Annotated in this window: 14 protein-coding genes; 6 read left to right on the forward strand and 8 right to left on the reverse strand. The window is 70.7% G+C overall.

Going from position 1 to position 18,638, the window contains the following annotated elements; genetic code table 11:
- Positions 1-48: 48 nt before the first annotated feature.
- From ASG48_RS11970 to kdpA, 5 genes are all read right to left on the reverse strand, one after another.
- Complete coding sequence (locus tag ASG48_RS11970; protein WP_055849963.1) at positions 49-726, reverse strand: response regulator; 678 nt, start codon at positions 724-726, stop codon at positions 49-51.
- A complete protein-coding gene (locus tag ASG48_RS11975) occupies positions 723-3,395 on the reverse strand; it encodes a sensor histidine kinase KdpD (protein ID WP_055849965.1) in 2,673 nt (890 codons plus the stop codon). The genes ASG48_RS11970 and ASG48_RS11975 overlap by 4 nt, the downstream gene beginning before the upstream one ends.
- A 125-nt stretch (positions 3,396-3,520) precedes the next feature.
- Positions 3,521-4,144: a potassium-transporting ATPase subunit KdpC gene (gene kdpC, locus ASG48_RS11980; protein WP_055849967.1), complete on the reverse strand. Its 624-nt coding sequence runs from the start codon at positions 4,142-4,144 to the stop codon at positions 3,521-3,523.
- A gap of 22 nt (positions 4,145-4,166) precedes the next feature.
- Positions 4,167-6,221 carry a potassium-transporting ATPase subunit KdpB gene (gene kdpB / locus ASG48_RS11985; RefSeq protein ID WP_055849968.1) on the reverse strand — a complete coding sequence of 685 codons (2,055 nt, stop codon included), beginning with the start codon at positions 6,219-6,221 and terminating at the stop codon, positions 4,167-4,169.
- A 110-nt stretch (positions 6,222-6,331) separates the two neighbouring features.
- Positions 6,332-8,041, reverse strand: a complete 1,710-nt coding sequence (kdpA, locus tag ASG48_RS11990) for a potassium-transporting ATPase subunit KdpA (RefSeq protein ID WP_055849970.1) — start codon at positions 8,039-8,041, stop codon at positions 6,332-6,334.
- A 387-nt stretch (positions 8,042-8,428) separates the two neighbouring features.
- Between kdpA and ASG48_RS11995 the strand changes: the two genes are divergently transcribed.
- Positions 8,429-9,757 (forward strand): potassium transporter TrkG, encoded by a 1,329-nt coding sequence (locus ASG48_RS11995; protein ID WP_055849971.1) that lies wholly within the window; start codon positions 8,429-8,431, stop codon positions 9,755-9,757.
- 28 nt (positions 9,758-9,785) lie between these two features.
- Positions 9,786-10,418: a TrkA family potassium uptake protein gene (locus ASG48_RS12000; protein ID WP_244486893.1), complete on the forward strand. Its 633-nt coding sequence runs from the start codon at positions 9,786-9,788 to the stop codon at positions 10,416-10,418.
- A 116-nt stretch (positions 10,419-10,534) separates the two neighbouring features.
- On the opposite strand, the gene gyrB is transcribed toward ASG48_RS12000, so the two are convergent.
- Positions 10,535-13,000, reverse strand: a complete 2,466-nt coding sequence (gene gyrB / locus ASG48_RS12005) for a DNA topoisomerase (ATP-hydrolyzing) subunit B (RefSeq protein ID WP_055849975.1) — start codon at positions 12,998-13,000, stop codon at positions 10,535-10,537.
- A gap of 289 nt (positions 13,001-13,289) precedes the next feature.
- Between gyrB and ASG48_RS12010 the strand changes: the two genes are divergently transcribed.
- The 4 genes from ASG48_RS12010 to rpsU all read left to right on the forward strand — a co-directional run bounded on the left by ASG48_RS12010 (position 13,290) and on the right by rpsU (position 16,005).
- Complete coding sequence (locus ASG48_RS12010; protein WP_055849977.1) at positions 13,290-14,657, forward strand: cytochrome P450; 1,368 nt, start codon at positions 13,290-13,292, stop codon at positions 14,655-14,657.
- Between the two features lie 348 nt (positions 14,658-15,005).
- On the forward strand, positions 15,006-15,218 hold the full coding sequence (locus tag ASG48_RS12015) for a cold-shock protein (RefSeq protein ID WP_055849979.1): 213 nt from the start codon (positions 15,006-15,008) through the stop codon (positions 15,216-15,218).
- Between the two features lie 178 nt (positions 15,219-15,396).
- Positions 15,397-15,636 (forward strand): hypothetical protein, encoded by a 240-nt coding sequence (locus ASG48_RS12020; RefSeq protein ID WP_055849981.1) that lies wholly within the window; start codon positions 15,397-15,399, stop codon positions 15,634-15,636.
- An 81-nt stretch (positions 15,637-15,717) separates the two neighbouring features.
- Entirely contained in the window at positions 15,718-16,005 is a 288-nt protein-coding gene (gene rpsU, locus ASG48_RS12025; protein WP_055849983.1) for a 30S ribosomal protein S21, read from the forward strand.
- A 245-nt stretch (positions 16,006-16,250) separates the two neighbouring features.
- Here rpsU and ASG48_RS12030 read toward each other — a convergent pair whose 3' ends face one another.
- Both ASG48_RS12030 and cysK read right to left on the reverse strand, forming a co-directional pair.
- A complete protein-coding gene (locus ASG48_RS12030; RefSeq protein WP_055849985.1) occupies positions 16,251-17,132 on the reverse strand; it encodes a mechanosensitive ion channel in 882 nt (293 codons plus the stop codon).
- Positions 17,133-17,306: 174 nt separating this feature from the next.
- The gene (cysK, locus tag ASG48_RS12035) at positions 17,307-18,335 is read right to left on the reverse strand and encodes a cysteine synthase A (RefSeq protein ID WP_055849987.1); all 1,029 of its coding nucleotides are present in this window, start codon (positions 18,333-18,335) and stop codon (positions 17,307-17,309) included.
- Between the last annotated feature and the right edge of the window lie 303 nt (positions 18,336-18,638).

Genomic DNA, 18,638 nt, shown 5'->3' on the forward strand with positions numbered 1-18,638 from the left:
GCATCGTGCCCGGCAGGCACCGGCGCGTCGGCGCCCTGCCGTCCTCCCTCAGACCAGCCGGTAGCCGATGCCGGGTTCGGTCAGGATCAGGCGCGGCGCGGCCGGGTCGTGCTCGAGCTTCTGCCGGATCTGCCCCACATAGACGCGCAGGTACTGGGTGTCGCCCGCATTCGCCGATCCCCAGACCTCGCGCAGGAGCTCGGCGTGGGTGACGACCTTCCCGGCGTTGCGCAGGAGCACGGCGAGGACGTCGAACTCGCGACGCGTGAGGCGGACCTGCGAGCCGGCCCGCCTGACGACATGGGCGCCAAGGTCGACCTCGACATCCTGCGCGGCGAGGATGCCCTGGTCCGCCCTCGGCTTCGCGTGCCGCAGGGCCGCCCTCAGCCTCGCCATCAGTTCCCCGACCCCGAACGGCTTCTCGACATAGTCGTCGGCGCCGAGGTCCAGCGCCTGCACCTTCTCCGTCTCCCGGTCGCGCGCCGACAGGACCACGATCGGCACGGCCGAGTCCCGCCGGAGGCGGCGGATGACCTCCTTGCCGTCGAGGTCGGGAAGGCCGAGGTCGAGCACCACCGCATCGGGCCGCGCGTCCGCCGCGAGCTTCAGAGCGTCCGTCGCCGTCCGGGCCTGGACGACGTGATAGCCCTCGGCGGTCAGGACGGGCTTGAGGAAGCGGTGGATGGCGGGCTCGTCGTCGACGACGAGGATGGTGGGCTGGGTCATGGCGTCGCCGGATGTTCGGAAGGCAGGCGGATGAGGAAGGCGGCCCCGCGCGGGCCGGACGCGTCGGGAGGCAGCAGTTCGACCGTGCCGCCATGCGCCTCGACGATGCCCCTGGTGATGGCAAGGCCGAGGCCCGCGCTGTCGCCGCCATCCGCAGCCGAGGCGCGCAGCCGCGTGAACTTCTCGAAGACATGCGCGCGCAGGTCCGGCGGGACGCCGGGTCCGTCGTCGCGGATCTCGATCGCGACGGTGCCGGGTTCCGCCCGCGCCCGCAGGGTCACGGTGGCGTTCGCCCCCCCATGCTTGACGGCGTTGCCGACGACGTTGCCGACGGCCTGGTCGAGGAGCGTTCCGTCCCCGTAAGCGAGGATCGGCTGCGACGGCAGGTCGACGAGGAAGCGCTGGGTCGCGCCGCGTCGGCGGGCCTGGTCGACCTGCCTGTCCAGCATCTCGCGGATGTCGACCCAGTCCCTGGTGATCTCGAGCGCCCCCGCCTCCAGGCGGGTCATCGACAGGAGGTTGCGGACCATCTGGTCGAGATGCAGCGCCTCGTCGCGCACCTGGGCGAGGAGGTCGTCGCGCGCGGCGACGTCGAGGCGGTCGCGATACTCGATCAGCGCCGTGGCGGAGCCGAGGATGGAGGCGAGCGGGGTGCGGAAGTCGTGGCTGATCGAGGCGAGGAGGATGTTCCGCACGCGCTCGGTCTCGGCCGCCGTCCGCACGCTGCGCATCTCGGTCGACAGGAGCGCGCGGTGGAGGGCTGCGGCGGTCTGTTCCGCCAAGGCCGAGAGGAGCGTCCCGACCTCCGCGTCGAGGGGGCCGGCATTGGCGGGCCGCTCGATCCCGAGGACCCCGACCTTGCTGTCCTGAACCGTCAATGGAAGGAACGTCCAGCCGCTGGAGGGAAGCGTCTGCGTCCCGGCCCCTGCCGTCTCGCCATGCTCGTGAGCCCAGCGCGCGGCGGTCCGCGCGGGAACGTCGAGGCGGTCGTCCGGCGGCCAGGCGGCGGCGATGGCAAGGTCCTCCCCGTCCGGCCGCAGGATCGTCACCGGCCTGCCGGTCGCCGCGTTGATTTCGGTCGCGGCCGCATCGGCGACGGCCCCGACGTCGGGAAGCGCCGACAGGGTGCGGGTGAACTCGTAGAGACGCCGGGCGGCCCGGGTGCGACGGGCCGAGGCCCGCATCTGCTCGCGGGCCTGCCCGGCGACCGCGGAGATCGCGACGGCGATGATCAGGAAGATGATCAAGGCCAGGACCTCGTGCGGCCGTGCGACGGTGAACGTGCCCCGCGGGTCGATGAAGAAGAAGTTGTAGGCTCCGAACGAGAGGAACGAGGCGAACACCGCCGACCAGACGCCGTAGAGCAGGGCGGGTGCCAGCACGGCCAGCAGGTAGAGCATGGAGACGTTGGGAAGCGACACGTGGCGGACCAGCTCCGTGCCGAGGAGGGTGGCGAGGGCGACGGAGACGACGGCCGCTCCGTAGCCGATCCGGCTCCCTGCCTCCGGCCAGGGCCAGTCCCGGCGCGGTGCCGCCCCGCTCTCGGTCAGGACGAGCACCGAGACGCCCCTTGCCCGGCGCACGAGGGCATCGGCGAGGTTCCCCTCGGACCAGGGCAGCTTGAGGCGGCGCGACCGCGCCTTGCCGACGACGATCCGGGTGACGTTCTCGAACCGCGAGAAGCGCAGGATCTCGGCCGGCAGGTCGCTCGCGACCAGGCTGTGCGTCTCGGCGCCGAGGCTCTTGGCGAGTCGAAGGGAAGCGTGGAGACGGGACGCGTCGGACGGTTCCGGCGTCGTGCCCGGACGCTCGATCGTCACGGCGAACCAGGGCGCGTCGAGAAGGTCGGAAAGGCGCTTGCCCTCGCGCACGAGGCGCTCGGCCTGCGCGTCCGGCCCGATGCAGACGAGAAGCCGCTCGCCGGCCGCCCAGGGGCCCTCGATCGCCCCGCCCTGCATGCGCTCGACGAGGTCGCTGTCGACCTGCGCCGCCACCTGGCGCAGCGCCAGCTCGCGCAGGGCGGTGAGGTTGGATGGCCTGAAGAAGTTCTGCGTCGCGCGGGTGGCCGTGTCCTCGACATAGACCTTGCCCTCGGCCAGCCGCCGGATCAGCTCGTCGGACGGAAGATCGACGAGCACGATCTCGTCGGCCATCTCCAGCGTCGGGTCGGGCACGGTCTCGCGCACGCGCACGCCCGTGATCCGCTGGACCACGTCGTTCAGGCTCTCGATATGCTGGACGTTCATCGTGGTCCAGACGTCGATGCCCGCCTTCAGGCATTCGGCGACGTCCTGCCAGCGCTTGGCGTGACGCGAGCCCTCGACGTTGGAATGGGCGTATTCGTCGACGAGGAGAAGCTGCGGGCGGCGGGCGAGCGCCGCGTCGATGTCGAACTCGGGGACCAGCCGCCCTTTGTAGGGAATAGACTTGCGCGGCAGCACCTCGAGGTCGGCGACCATGGCCTCGGTGTCGGCGCGGCCATGCGTCTCGACGATGCCGACGAGGACGTCGCGTCCCCCGGCCCTGGCGGCGCGCGCGGCGCCCAGCATGGCGTAGGTCTTGCCGACGCCGGGAGCCGCCCCGAGGAACAGCCGCAGCCTGCCCCGTCCCTCGCGCTCGGCGTCGGCGAGAAGGGCGTCCGGTGAGGCTCGCGGCGCGTCGTCCTGCATCGTCTTGGGTCCGGATCTGGCCGGGGGCCGGGCGGCCGACCCGGAAACGGGGTTCGGCGCGGAGGGCCCTCCTCCGCGCCGCCATGGCAAGCGGTGCGGTCGGGCTGCCCGGACCGCGGGAAACGTCAGTTCGCCGGCGTCGCGACCGAGGCCGTCGGCGTGCCGGCGGCAGGGGCCGACGGCATCGGGGCGGCAGCGTCGAGCGCGAGGTTCACGGCCAGCACGTTGACGCGCGGCTCGCCGAGGACGACCAGCGTGCGGCTCGCCGAGTTGGCGGCGATCACGCGGCGAACGATGTCGGCCTCGACGCCCCGCGCCCCCGCGATGCGGGCGACCTGGAGGTCGGCATAGGCCGGCGAGACGTCCGGGTCGAGGCCCGAGCCGGATGTGGTGATCGCGTCGGCCGGAAGCCGGCTCGCGCCCGTCGCGGATGTCATCGCCGCGCCGTCGGTCTTCAGGCGCTCGGCCAGCCTGGCGCTGGTGGGGCCGAGGTTGGTGCCCGAGGAGGCGGAGGCGTCGTAGCCGCTGCCGGCGGCCGACGGGCGCCCCTGAAGGTATTCCGGTTGCGTGAAGGCCTGTCCGATCAGCGAGGAGCCGACCGGCCGCCCGTCACGCGTCACGAGGCTGCCATGGGCCTGCTCGGGCATCGCGACGCCCGCGATCGCGGTCATGGCGGCGGGGTAGAGGATCCCGAGGAGGATCGTGAGGATGCCGAGGAGCGTGGCTGCGGCGCGCAGTTGGGAGAGCATGGGAAGAGATCCGTGAAAAGGTTCAGGCGAGGCCGAGGGCGGAGACGGCGAGATCGATCAGCTTGATGCCGACGAAGGGCACGAGGATGCCGCCGAGGCCGTAGATCAGGAGGTTGCGGCGCAGGACGGTGGCGGCGTCCATCGCCCGGTAGGGCACGCCGCGCAGCGCCAGCGGGATCAGCGCCACGATGACCAGCGCGTTGAAGATCACCGCCGAGAGGATCGCGCTTTCCGGCGTCGCGAGGCGCATCACGTTGAGGACGCCGAGTTCGGGGATCGCCGCGATGAACAGCGCCGGGATGATGGCGAAGTACTTCGCCACGTCGTTGGCGATGGAGAAGGTGGTCAGGCTCCCGCGCGTCATCAGGAGCTGCTTGCCGATGCCCACGATCTCGATCAGCTTGGTCGGATCGGAATCGAGGTCCACCATGTTGCCGGCCTCGCGGGCGGCCTGGGTGCCCGTCTGCATGGCGACGCCGACATCGGCCTGGGCGAGCGCGGGCGCGTCGTTGGTGCCGTCGCCGCACATGGCGACGAGCCGTCCCTGGCGCTGCTCGTTGCGGATGTAGTTCAGCTTGTCCTGCGGGGTGGCTTCCGCGATGAAGTCGTCGACGCCGGCTTCGGAGGCGATGGCGGCGGCGGTCACCGGATTGTCGCCGGTCACCATCACGGTGCGGATCCCCATGCGGCGCAGCTCGGCGAACCGCTCCTTGATGTCGGGCTTCACGACGTCCTTCAGGTGGATGACGCCGATGTAGCGGCCGTTCTCGGCAAGGCCGAGGGGCGTGCCGCCGGACTTGGCGATCCGTTCGACGGCGGCCGTGAAGGCGGCGGGCTCGGCAACGTCGCTTCCGGCGCTTTCGCGCACGAACCCGCGGATCGCGTCGACCGCGCCCTTGCGGATGCGCCCGCCGCCCCGGTCGACGCCGGACAGGCGCGTCGCGGCCGAGAAGGGGACGAATGTGGCGTCGGCCTGCGGCGCGTCGGGAACGGCGATGCCATATGTCTCCCGGGCCAGCAGGAGGATCGAGCGCCCCTCCGCCGTCTCGTCCGTCAGCGAGGCCTGGACCGCGATCCGGGCGGCCTCGATCTCCGTCACGCCCTGCACCGCGACGAACTCCGACGCCATGCGGTTGCCGAAGGTGATCGTGCCCGTCTTGTCGAGGAGGAGCGTGTCCACGTCGCCCGCCGCTTCCACCGCCCTGCCGGACATGGCGAGGACGTTGTGCCGGATCAGGCGGTCCATGCCGGCGATGCCGATGGCCGAGAGGAGGCCGCCGATCGTCGTCGGGATCAGCGTCACGAGCAGGGCGACGAGGATCGGCACCGAGAGGACGGCCCGGCTGTAGGCCGAGAGACCGGTCAGCGTGACGACGGCGACGAGGAAGATCAGCGTCATGCCGACGAGGAGGATGGTGAGGGCCAGCTCGTTCGGCGTCTTCTGCCGCTGGGCGCCCTCGACGAGCGCGATCATGCGGTCGAGGAAGGAGGACCCCGCGGCCGCCGTGATGCGAACGACGAGCCAGTCGGAGACGACGGTGGTGCCGCCGGTCACCGCCGAGCGGTCGCCGCCGGCCTCGCGGATCACCGGCGCGGACTCGCCCGTCACCGCCGCCTCGTTCACCGAGGCGATGCCCTCCACGATCTCGCCGTCGCCCGGCACGAGGTCGCCGGCCTCGACGAGGACGTGGTCGCCGACCTTGAGGTCGAGCGCCGAGACGGGCCGGATGAAGGTGCGGTCCTTGGCCGAGGCCATGCGCTTGGCCACCGTGTCGGTGCGCGCCTTGCGCAACGAGTCGGCCTGCGCCCGGCCGCGCCCTTCCGCGATGGCTTCGGCGAAGTTGGCGAACAGCACCGTGAACCAGAGCCAGGCCATGATCTGGCCGGTGAAGAGGAGCGGATGGCCGGCGAGGAGGTCGCGCGCGAAGAGGACGGTGACGACCGCCGCCACCGCTTCGGTGACGAAGATCACCGGGTTGCGCATGAGGGCGACGGGATTGAGCTTCTTGAAGGCGTCGACCGTGGCCCGGCCGACGAGGTCGGGCCGGAGGGTGGACGTTGCGGCCTTGGCAGCCATGGGGAATGTCCTTGTGGTCGGGTCCGGACGGGACCGACGGGAATGGGGGACGGATCGGCCGGGCGGCCCGGCGCGTCGTGTCGGGCCGCCCGGAAGGCGTCGGGAGGGCGTCAGAAGGTCTTGCCGGCCCGCATCTGCACCTGTTCGGCGATGGGGCCGAGGGCGAGGGCCGGGAAGAACTGGAGGCCGCCGAGGATCAGGATGATGCCGGCGAGGAGCCCCACGAAGAGCGGTCCGTGCGTCGGGAAGGTGCCGCTCGAGGGCGCCAGCTTGGGCTTTTCGACGAGCGAGCCGGCGATCGCCATCATCGGCACGATATAGGCGAAGCGACCGAGCAGCATGGCGAGACCCAGCGTCGTGTTCCACCAGGGCGAGTTCGCCGACAGGCCGCCGAAGGCCGAGCCGTTGTTGCCCGCCGCCGAGGCGTAGGCGTAGTAGATCTCCGACAGGCCGTGCGGCCCGGCATTGCCGAGGCCCGACAGGGCGATGGGCAGGACGGCGGAGACCGCCGAGAAGCCGAGGATCGCGGTCGGCAGGACGAGGATCGCGAGGATCGCCATCTTCATCTCCTTGGCCTCGATCTTCTTGCCGAGATATTCCGGCGTGCGCCCGACCATGAGGCCCGCCACGAAGACCGAGACGATGGCGATCACGAGGATGCCGTAGAGGCCAGAGCCGACCCCGCCCGGCAGGATCTCGCCCAGCATGATCAGCACCATCGGAACCATGCCGCCGATCGGGGTGAACGAGCCGTGCATGGCGTTGACCGCGCCGTCCGACAGGCCCGTCGTGACGGCGGCGAACATCGAGGAGGCGGCGAGGCCGAAACGGACCTCCTTGCCCTCCATGTTGCCGCCCGACGGGTCGAGCCCGGCGGCGGCGAGGACCGGCGTTCCCGCGGCCTCCGCCCAGTAGGCCACGCCGATGCCCGTGACGAGGAGCAGCGCCATCACCGAAAGGATCGCGGTCGCCTGACGCCGGTCCCCGATCAGCCGGCCGAAGGCGAAGACCAGCGCGGTCGAGACGACGAGCATCTGCCAGATCGTCAGCGCGTTCGAGAGCGGCGACGGGTTCTCGTAAGGGTGTGCGGCGTTGGCGTTGTAGAAGCCGCCGCCATTGGTGCCGAGCTGCTTGATGGCGATCTGCGAGGCGACGGGGCCGAGCGCCAGCGTCTGCGCGCCGCCCTCGAGCGTTTTCACCGTGGCCGAGGCTTGGAAGGTCTGCGGCGTCCCCATGGCCACCTGCGCAAGGCCCGTGACGAGCGCGAGCGGCAGGAGGACGTGGAGCGTGGCGCGCGTCATGTCGGTGAAGAAATTGCCGACGGTCCGGGCGCCCGAGCGCGCGAAGGCGCGGACCAGCGCGACGGCCAGCGCGATGCCGGTCGCGGCCGAGAGGAAGTTCTGAACCGTCAGACCGGCCATCTGCGAGAGATGGCTCATGGTCGTCTCGCCGCCGTAGCTCTGCCAGTTCGTGTTGGTCACGAAGGACACGGCCGTGTTGAAGGCCAGATGCGGCGACAGGCCCGGAAGACCCTGCGGGTTCAGCGGCAGGAAGGACTGGAAGCGGAGCAACAGATAGAGGAGCAGGAAGCCCGCCGCGTTGAAGGCGAGCATGGCCAGCGTATAGGCGAGCCAACCCTGCTCTCTGGCGGGATCGATGCCCGAGACGCGGTAGAAGCCGCGCTCGACGGGGCCGAGCACGGGGGCGAGGAAGGTGCGCTCGCCCGCGAAGACGCGGCCCATATGGGTGCCGAGCGGGACGGCGAAGGCGACCACGGCCGCCAGGATGAGGATGATCTGCAGCCAGCCGACGACGGTCATGGCACGTGCCTTTCAGAGACGGGACGGGATCAGAACCGCTCGGGACGCGCGAGGGCGTAGACGAGGTATCCGGCGAGGGCGAGCGCGACGGCGCCGCCGAGGACGAGGTCGAACATCGTCAGGCCTGCCCGGCCCAGCGCGCGTAGGCGCCCATCAGGGCGAAGAAGCCCAGCCCCACGGCCAGGTAGATCAGGTCGAACATGCGAGCCCTCCTTTCGGGATCGCTCCCCAAGTGGACCGGATCGGCATAAAGGATCCATACGAGTTTTCGCGTCGGCCCCACGATTCGCCCGGGCCTGGCGGACGGACACCGACGGGGTATCCTCGACCCATGCACACACGCATCCGCCATCCCGGTCACAGGCTCGCCGCGGACCCGTCCCCGCGTTGAGGGATCATCTCCGCCATCCCGCACGCCTCGTCCCGCTGTCCTTCGCGATCGCGGTCGCCGTCGGAACCGCGCTCCTGATGCTGCCGGTCGCCCGCACCGGTCCCGGGGGCGCGGACGTCATGACGGCTCTGTTCACCGCGACCTCCGCGGCATGCGTCACGGGCCTCGTCGTCGTCGACACCCCCACCTACTGGACGCCCTTCGGGCAGGCCGTGATCCTCGCCCTGATCCAGGTGGGCGGTTTCGGCATCATGACGGGGGCGACGCTTCTCGGCGTCCTCGTCAGCCGTCGCCTCGGCCTGCGTACCCGCCTCGTCGCCCTCGCCGAGACCCGCGTCCTCTCCATCGGGGACATCGCCCCGGCGCTCCGACTGATCCTCGTGGTCACCCTTGCCGTCGAGATCCTCGTCTGGATCGCGTTGACGCTGCGGCTTCGCCTCGCCTACGGGGAACCCTGGCCGGACGCCGTCTGGAACGGCCTGTTCCATTCGGTCTCGGCCTTCAACAATGCCGGCTTCTCGACCTATGGCGACAATGTCGTCGGCTTCGCCTCCGACTGGCTCTTCCTCGGCCCCGTCATGCTTGCGGTCGTGCTCGGCGGCATCGGCTTCCCGGTGATCGCCGACCTCTGGCGCAACCGACAGCCGGCCCGATGGACGGTCCACACGAAGGCGACGCTCGTGGGTTCGGCGGTCCTGCTCGTCCTCGGCACGCTTGCCGTCCTCGGCTACGAGTGGTCGAACCCCTCGACGCTCGGCGGCGCCCCGGTCCACGAGCGCGTGCTCGGCGCGCTGTTCCATTCCGTGGTCTCGCGCACCGCCGGCTTCAACGCGCTCGACGTCGCGGGATTCACGTCCGCGACGCTCCTCGTGACGATCGCCCTGATGTTCGTCGGCGGCGGCAGCGCGGGCACGGCGGGCGGCATCAAGGTCTCCACCGCCTTCGTGCTGCTCCTGACGGTCTGGTCCGAGATCCGGGGCGAGCCGGACGCGGTCGCGTTCCGGCGCCGCGTGTCCCCGCATGTGCAGCGGCAGGCGCTTGCGGTCGTCGTCACCGCCATCGTGATCGTGGCGGCGGCGACGCTCCATCTCGAGAGCGTGACGGACTTTCCGCTCGAGGCCATCCTGTTCGAGGTCGTGTCCGCCTTCGCGACCGTCGGCCTCTCGACGGGCATCACGGCGCAGCTTCCGCCCTCCGGGGAGATCGTGCTCGTCGTCCTGATGTTTCTCGGCCGGGTGGGATCCATAACCTTCGCGACGGGGTTGGCCTTGAAGGCCGGACGGCGCCCCTACCACTATCCCGAGGAGAGACCCATCATTGGCTAGGCGTGGCGATCGGGAGGGAAGCGTTGCGGTGATCGGCCTCGGACGCTTCGGCGGCGCGGTGGCGGAGTCGCTCGTGCGCCTGGGGCACGAGGTGCTGGCCGTCGACGAGGACGGCACGTTGGTCCAGGAATGGGCCGACCGGCTGACCCATGTGGTCCAGGCCGACACAACCAATGTCGAGACGCTGCGCAAGCTGGGCGTCGCCGACTTCGAATGCGCCGTGGTCGGCATCGGGACCGATATCGAGGCGAGCCTGATGACGGTCCTCGCGCTCAGCGAGCTCGGCGTGCCGGACATCTGGGCGAAGGCGGTGACGACGCGGCACGGGCGGCTTCTCGAGCGCACCGGTGCCCACCACGTCGTCTATCCGGAGGCCGCGATGGGAGAGCGCGTCGCCCATCTGGCCACCGGCAAGATGATCGACTTCATCGAGTTCGACGACGGCTTCGCGATCGTCAAGACCCGCGCGCCCCGCGAGAGCCACAACCGGACGCTGGCCGAGAGCGCGCTGCGCTCGCGGCACGGCGTCACGGTGGTCGGCGTGAAGCGGCCGAACGCGGACTTCGACTATGCGAGGCCCGAAACGGTCGTCCACCCGGGGGACCTGCTCATCGTGTCGGGCCCGACCGACGCGGTGGAACGCTTCGCCGCGCTCGACTGACGGAGCCGCCCGGTCGCCGCGACGGCCCGTGCGTTCTCGGACCGCCGGGCTCGGATCCGGGTCGGACACCGACCCGGCGGGAGGCGGCGTCCCGGGCCTCGCTACAATCGCCTGCGTCAGATGTCGAGGTTGGACACCTGCAGGGCGTTGTCCTGGATGAACTCGCGGCGGGGTTCGACCTCGTCGCCCATGAGGCGGGTGAAGAGCTGGTCGGCGTCGGTGGCGTCGGCGATGCGGACCATGACGAGGGTGCGCACTTCGGGGTCGAGCGTCGTCTCCCAGAGCTGCTCGGCGTTCATCTCGCCGAGGCCCTTGTAGCGCTGCAGCGAGATGCCCTTGCGGCCGACCTCGAAGACGGCGGTCAGGAGGTCGAGCGGGCCGGTCAGGCGGCGCTCGACATCCTTGCGGGTGAGGACCGTCGGCGTCTCGTAGACCTCGTTCAGGCGCTCCGACAGGCGGTGGAGGGCGATGGCGTCGGACGAGTGGATGAGGGCCGAATCGACGTTCTGCACCTCCAGGACGCCGCGCAGCGTGCGCTGGAAGCGATAGCCGCCCTCGCCGGTCGCCTCGCCGATCCAGCCGCGCTCGGTCTCCTCGGCGACCGCGTCGAGCGCCCTGGCGATCCGGTCGGCCATGACCTCGGCCTCGCCGCGGTCGTCGGCGACGGCCGGGCTCAGCGCGCCGGCGATGGCGGCCTGCTCGACGACGAGCCGGCTGTAGCGCGAATGGAGGCCGGCGAGGATCTGGCGCACCGACAGCGCGTCCTCCACGACGGCGCGAAGGTCGCGGCCCGAGCGCTTCTCGCCCGAGCCCAGCGTCAGCACCGCGTCCTCGAGGCCGCCCTCGATCAGGTAGTTCTCGAGCGCCCGCTCGTCCTTCAGGTACTGGCTCTGCTTGCCGCGCGTCACCTTATAGAGCGGCGGCTGGGCGATGTAGACATGGCCGCGCTCGATGAGCTCGGGCATCTGCCGGAAGAAGAAGGTGAGGAGCAGGGTGCGGATATGGGCGCCGTCGACATCGGCGTCCGTCATGATGATGATCTTGTGGTAGCGCAGCTTGTCGGCGTCGAACCCGTAGCCGGCGCCCTCGAAATGGCCGATGCCGGTGCCGAGCGCGGTGATCAGCGTGCCGATCTGGTCCGAGGAGATCATCCGGTCGAAGCGCACGCGCTCGACGTTCAGGATCTTGCCGCGCAAGGGCAGGATCGCCTGGTTCTGGCGCGAGCGCGCCCCCTTGGCCGAGCCGCCGGCGGAATCACCCTCGACGATGAAGATCTCGGATTTCGCCGGATCCTTCTCCTGGCAGTCGGCGAGCTTGCCGGGCAGGGTCGAGACGTTGAGCACGTCCTTGCGGATCGTGTCGCGCGCCTTGCGGGCCGCCTCGCGGGCGGCGGCGGCCTGGATGACCTTGCCGACGACGATCTTGGCCTCGCTCGGGTTCTCCTCCAGCCAGCTCGACAGCGCCTCGTTCATGGCGCTCTCGACCACGGGCCGCACCTCGGCGGTGACGAGCTTGTTCTTGGTCTGGGAGGAGAAGCTCGGATTGGGCACCTTCACCGAGAGGACGCAGGTCAGCCCCTCGCGGCAGTCGTCGCCCGTCAGCGAGACCTTCTCCTTCTTGGAGATGCCCGAACTGTCGGCATAGCCGATGACCTGGCGCGTCAGCGCCGAGCGGAAGCCCACGAGATGGGTGCCGCCGTCGCGCTGGGGGATGTTGTTGGTGAAGCAGAGCACGTTCTCGTGGTAGCTGTCGTTCCACCACAGCGCAGCCTCGACCGTGATCCCGTCGCGCTCGGCCATCACCTGGATGGGCTTGGCGAGCGAGGGCTTCCGGTTGGCGTCGAGATAGCGCACGAAGGCCTCGATGCCGCCCTCGTAGAAGAGCTCGGTGCGCTTCTCGTCGACGCCGCGCCGGTCGGTGAGGATGATGCGCACGCCCGAATTGAGGAAGGCGAGTTCGCGCAGCCGGTGCTCCAGCGTGCCGAAGTCGAAATTCGTCACGCCGCTGAAGGTCTCGAGCGAGGGCAGGAAGGTCACGGCCGTGCCGGTCTCCTCGCCCGCCTCGCCCACGATCTTCAGCGGCCCGTCGGCGACGCCGTGGGTGAAGCTCATCTCGTGGATCTTGCCCTTGCGGCGGATCGTGAGCTTCAGCCAGACCGAGAGCGCGTTGACGACCGAGACGCCGACGCCGTGCAGGCCGCCGGAGACCTTGTAGGAGTTCTGGTCGAACTTACCGCCGGCATGGAGCTGGGTCATGATGACCTCGGCCGCCGAGACGCCCTCGCCGGTGTGGATGTCGGTCGGGATGCCGCGGCCGTTGTCGGTGACCGAGCAGGAGCCGTCCGGGTTCAGCGTCACGGTGACATGGGTGGCGTGGCCCGCCAGCGCCTCGTCGATGGCGTTGTCGACCACCTCGTAGACCATGTGGTGCAGGCCCGAGCCGTCGTCGGTGTCGCCGATATACATGCCCGGCCGCTTGCGCACGGCGTCGAGGCCCTTCAGGACCTTGATCGAGTCGGCGCCGTATTCGGCGGGAACGCCGAGGCTCGGTTCGTCGATCGGCGGCAGCGGGGCTTGGCTCATGAGGTTCCTTCAGTCGCTTGCGGCGCGGCAGAGCCGCGCACCCGCCCGCCCGATGACGGGCCGGCGCAGGTGACCCCTTTATAAGGATCGCGCGCGCGCAATGATAGCGCCGCGACGCCTTTCCAGGCGCCGGGCCGCGGCGTGGCGCGGCGCCGCGCCGGCTCGACGCAGCGGCGCGCGCCTCCCATATGCGCCGGACGGCGGCCGGCACGCTGCGCCCTGCCGCCGCGGCCCCTCGCCACGCGCCGCGCCGCCGCGCGACGCCCCGCCCTCACCGGATCCCTGCCCGATGGACACGACCCCCGCTCCCTTCCGCGCCCCCGCCCCGGTGCCCCATACCGAGCCGCTCGGCTTCGTCGGCTTCCTGCGCACGGCCTCGCGCAACCCGATCGAGATCTGGGGCTCGCGGGCCTTCAAGGAGCCGGTGATCGTCGGCTCCTGGCTCGGCGTGCCGAACATCGTCATCAACGATCCGAAGGCGATCCGGCACTGCCTCGTGGAGAACGCGGCCAACTACGTGATGCAGCCGCTGCGCCAGCGCCTCCTGCGCCCGCTCCTGCGCGACGGCCTCCTGACGGCGGAGGGCGCGCTCTGGCGGCGCACGCGCAAGGCGATCGCCCCGGTCTTCACGCCGCGCAACATCACGGGCTTCACCCGCACGATGGAGGCGCGCTCGGCCGCCTTCGGCGCCCGCCTCGAGGCGCGCGACGGCCAGAAGGTCGACGCCGGCCACGAGATGACGCTGCTGACCTTCGACATCCTGCAGGCGACGCTCTTCACCGACGACATCGCCGGCGACCCGGAAAGCTTCGCGCGCTCCACGCAAGGGTTCCTCAGCTCGATGGGGCGCGTCGACCCGCTCGACCTTCTGGGCGCGCCCGCCTTCCTGCCGCGTCTGCGGCGCCTGCGCGGGCGCAAATCCATGGCCTATTTCCGCCGCCTCATCACCGACACGATGCAGCGGCGGCGCGATCTCCTGGCGCGCGAGGGCGACAAGGCGCCGAACGACCTCCTCACGCTCCTCCTGAAGGCGGACGGCCTCTCCTCGGCCGAGATCGAGGACAACATCATCACCTTCATCGGCGCCGGCCACGAGACGACGGCCCGCTCGCTCGCCTGGACGCTCTATCTCCTCAGCCAGGCCCCGCACGAGCGCGCCAAGGTGGAGGCCGAGCTCGACGCGCTGCTGCCCACGCTCACCAGCGCCGACGACTACCTGACCAGGCTCGTCCACACCCGGGCCGCCTTCGAGGAGGCGCTGCGGCTCTATCCGCCCGCCCCCTCGCTGAACCGCACGGCGCTCCAGCGCGACGCGGCGCCGGGCGTCGACATTCCCGCCGGCGCCACCGTCCTCGTCATGCCCTGGCTCATCCATCGCCACGAGATGCTGTGGGACCGGCCGGACCACTTCATCCCCGCGCGCTTCCTGCCGGAGAATCGCGACAGGATCGACCGCTTCCAGTACCTGCCCTTCGGCGTCGGCCCGCGCGTGTGCATCGGGGCGAGCTTCGCGCTGCACGAGGGGGTGATCGCGCTCGCCTGCCTCCTGCGAGACCTGCGCTTCGACTACGAGGAAGCCACGCCCCCCGGCGTCGTGCAGCGCATCACCGTGCAGCCCGAAGGCGGCCTGCCGATGCGCGTGTCGCGGCGCCGGTGAGGTGGTAACACGGGAGAACAGGGTCTCATCCGGGCGCCCGGGCGGCCCCTCCCTTGCAGTGGCGGCGGAAAAGCTGCATATAGCGGGCTCGGGCATTTGCTGACCGGGTCTGGTCGACGCTCCACTGCCGCCGCAATGACGGCGCCCGCTCCGGCACACGGCCGAAGCGCTCCCGTGGAACGCCACCTTTCACCGACACGACGTGAACTTCCGAAACCACCCGCGTGTTCGACAGGCCGCAAGGTCTGCCGTCGCGCATCCAAAAACCGGAAGTCCGTCGCGGATCCCGCGCCGTCTTCCCGCCACCCAGCAAGTCATTCGGGTGGCAGTCGACGAAAGGTCGAAATCATGAGCCAGACCGGCACCATCAAGTTCTTCAATTCCGCCAAGGGCTTCGGCTTCGTGACGCCCGAGGGCGGCGCGAAGGACGTGTTCCTTCACGTGTCGGCTCTCGAGCGCGCCGGCCTCTCGGGCATCAACGAGGGCGACAAGATCCGCTTCGACGTCGAGCCCGACGCCCGCGGCAAGGGCCCCAAGGCCGTCAACATCCAGCTCGCCTAAGGCTTGAGCTTCGGCCCGACGGCTCCTCGAGCCCCGGGCCCTCGACCTGAAACGAAGGCGCCGGGGCGACAACGCCGCGGCGCCTTTCCCACAAGGGCCCGGCATGATGCCGCACCCCGGCAGGATCCCGGCTTCGCGTTTGTCCGGCGTCTCGCCCTTTACGAAAGCGAGAGCCAGGATGGACAAGTCGGCCACCGCACGCAGCCGTGCCGACGCCGCCTTCGCGACACCGCCCGAGCGCGGTGCCAAGGGTTCGGCGACGATGATCATCGCGGACGAGGTCAAGGCGACGCACGAGAAGACGGCCCGCCTGAAGGCCCTGCGCCTCGCGCAGGAAGCCGTCGCGGCGGAAGAGGCCAAGAGCGCCGCTCCCGCCAAGAAGAAGGCCGCGCCCCGCAAGAAGCGGGCCACGGCGTAAGATTTCTATTGATCGCCGGCGATCAAGGGCCTAGCAAGCGTCCTTTGACGCCCCTCAACCCTCTCTCGTGAAGGAGACGAATTGAAAGTCGAAGTCCGGGACAACAATGTCGATCAGGCCCTGCGGGTCCTGAAGAAGAAGCTTCAGCGCGAAGGCGTGTTTCGCGAGATGAAAGCGCGCCGGGCGTACGAGAAGCCGTCCGAGCGCCGCGTCCGCGAGAAGCAGGACGCCATCCGTCGGGCCCGCAAGGCCGCCCGCAAGCAGGCGCAGCGCGAGGGCCTTCTGCCCGCCGCCAAGCGCAAGATCCGTCCCGGCGCGCCGGGTGCGGGTGCTCCGCGCGCAGGCGCCGGCGCCGGCGGTCGCGACTGACCCTTCCCCTGCCGTGCCGATCTTCGGCCGGCAGACCGGGTGCTCATCCACCCCCTTCGCCGCCGAGGCCGGTTCGCCGGCCTCCAGCGGCTTCGCCCTGTCTTACGGCCCGCCGATGCGCTCGAACGCATCCGCGGGCCGAAGTCGTTTCGGGGAGCCGGCGGTCGCGGGCGCCCGGCCGTTCGGACGAGACCGGCCCGTCCGCAGGACCGGGTCGGACGGGCGTCCGGTCCTCGCGCCCGAGGTCAGGCAGCGCGGGCGGCTCCGACATAGCGCACCGGGTCGGCGTCGCCCGGCACCGTGCGCTGGATCGACACGGGCCCGCCCGCCTCGCCGAAGGCCGTCAGGAGCCCGGCGCGCATGCGTTCCGGCAGGGCATGCAGGACGGCGCCCGCCTCGGCCGCGGCGACGATGCAGCGCAGGGTGACGATCTGGCTGTCGGCGCCCAGCTGGTCGAGAAAGGCCAGCGGCTCGGCCGTCGGCGCCCGGCCGGCGGTCAGGGTCTCGCGCGCCGCCCCCTCCAGCGCCCGGCGCGCCTCCTCGAAGGGAAGAGCGCGCGCCAGCGTCACCTGATAGGCGAAGAGCCGGTGGCCGGCGCGCGAATGGTTGCGCAGCCAGACGTTCCAAAGCGTGGAATTGGGCGCGAAGACGAAGAGCCCGTCATAGGTCTCCAGATGGCAGACGAAGAGCCCGATCTCGCGCACCGTGCCGGCGATGAGCTGCGTCTCCACGTAGTCGCCCACCCGGAAGGGCCGCAGCCAGAGCAGCATGATGCCGGCCGCGATATTGGCGAGCGTGCCCTGCAGGGCGAGGCCGATGGCAAGGCCCGCGGCGCCGAGAACCGCCAGGAGCGAGGTCATCTGGACCCCGACCTGCCCGAGCGCCGCCACGAGCGCCAGCACGATCACGCCGTAGCGCACGATCGAGACGAGCGGCGCGCGCACCGTCGGGTCGAGCCGGCCGGCGCGCGCGAAGGCGGTCGTGACGAGGCTCCCCAGCCAGCGCGCGAGGAGGAAGCCCGCGACGAGGATGAGCGCGGCGACGAAGAGATTCGGCAGGAACTGCGCGGCCCGGTCGGCGAGCGTCCTCAGGAACTGCTCGGAGGCCTGGAAGGAAGGGTCTTGCATGAGCGGCCTCGCAGCGCGGAACGGATGCGGATGGCATCCCGCACCGCGAGACAAGATGCGTCAGGTGCGCCGGCCGGCAAGCGCGAGGGCCGCGTCACCGGCGACCGCGCGGATCCGGCGCCCGTCCGATCCCGGCGCGAAGGCGGGATCGGACGGGGCTGACGATCCGGGGCGTCAGATCGACGGCGCGCCGCGCGGCGGGGCCTTCGGCTCCTCCTCGTCGACGAGGCCCTCGAAGAGCGCTGTCGAGAGATAGCGCTCGGCGAAGGAGGGGATGATGACGACGATGGTCTTGCCGGCATTCTCCTCGCGCGCGCCGACCTTGAGGGCGGCGGCGAGCGCGGCGCCCGAAGAGATGCCGACGGGCACGCCCTCGAGCCGGGCGACGAGGCGCGCGGTCTCGAAGCTTTCCTCGTTGGAGATCTGGACCACCTCGTCATAGACCTCGCGGTCGAGGATCGCGGGCGCGAAGCCCGCGCCGATGCCCTGGATCTTGTGCGGGCCGGGTGCGCCGCCGGACAGGACATGGCTGGCCTCGGGCTCCACCGCCACCACCCGCAGCTCGGGCCTGCGGCTCTTCAGCACCTGCCCGACGCCGGTGATCGTGCCCCCCGTGCCGATGCCGGCGACGAAGATGTCGACCTTGCCGTCCGTGTCGTTCCAGATCTCCTCGGCCGTGGTGACGCGGTGGATCTGCGGGTTGGCCGGGTTCTCGAACTGCTGGGGCATCACCGCGTCGGGGATCTCGGAGACGAGTTCCTCGGCCTTGGCGATGGCGCCCTTCATGCCCCTGGCACCCTCGGTCAGGACGAGGTCGGCGCCGAGCAGCCGCAGCATCTTGCGCCGCTCGATCGACATGGTCTCGGGCATGGTCAGGATCAGGCGATAGCCCTTGGCGGCGGCCGCGAAGGCGAGCGCGATGCCGGTATTGCCGGAGGTCGGCTCGACGAGCGTCGTGCGGCCGGGCTGGATGCGGCCGGCGGCCTCGAGCGCCTCGATCATGGCGACGCCGATGCGGTCCTTGACGCTGGCGATCGGGTTGAAGAACTCGAGCTTGGCGAGGATCGTCGCCCTGGAGCCCTTCTCGCGCGCCAGCTTGTCGAGCCTCACCAGCGGCGTGTCGCCGATCGTGTCGATGATGGAATCGTAGATGCGCCCGCGGCCCTTCGTGCGGGGCGGGGTCTCGTTGGAGATCGTGTCCATGGGGTCTCGTCCTTCCCTTCGCGGTCCCTCGCTCCGCCGTGCGGAGTCGGCTTTGCGGTGAAGATAGCGCGCCTCGCCCGCGCTTTTGAGGCCCGGCGATCCAATCCGCCCGTCCGGCAGGGAATAGGTTTGCCGAAGGCCGCCACGGGGCCGTGCGGATGATGCGCCTTCGCGGCCGGCAAAGCGAGCGCGCCCGCCCGCCCCGCCCCGTCTCGAAAAGCGGCGGTGCGGCGGCATCTTAGGAATCGCATGAAGGGAACCTTAACGCGCGCGGCCGATGAATGACGGCTTACCGGCCGCTTC

It is taken from the genome of Aurantimonas sp. Leaf443, from assembly GCF_001425575.1.
GTDB lineage: Bacteria > Pseudomonadota > Alphaproteobacteria > Rhizobiales > Rhizobiaceae > Leaf443.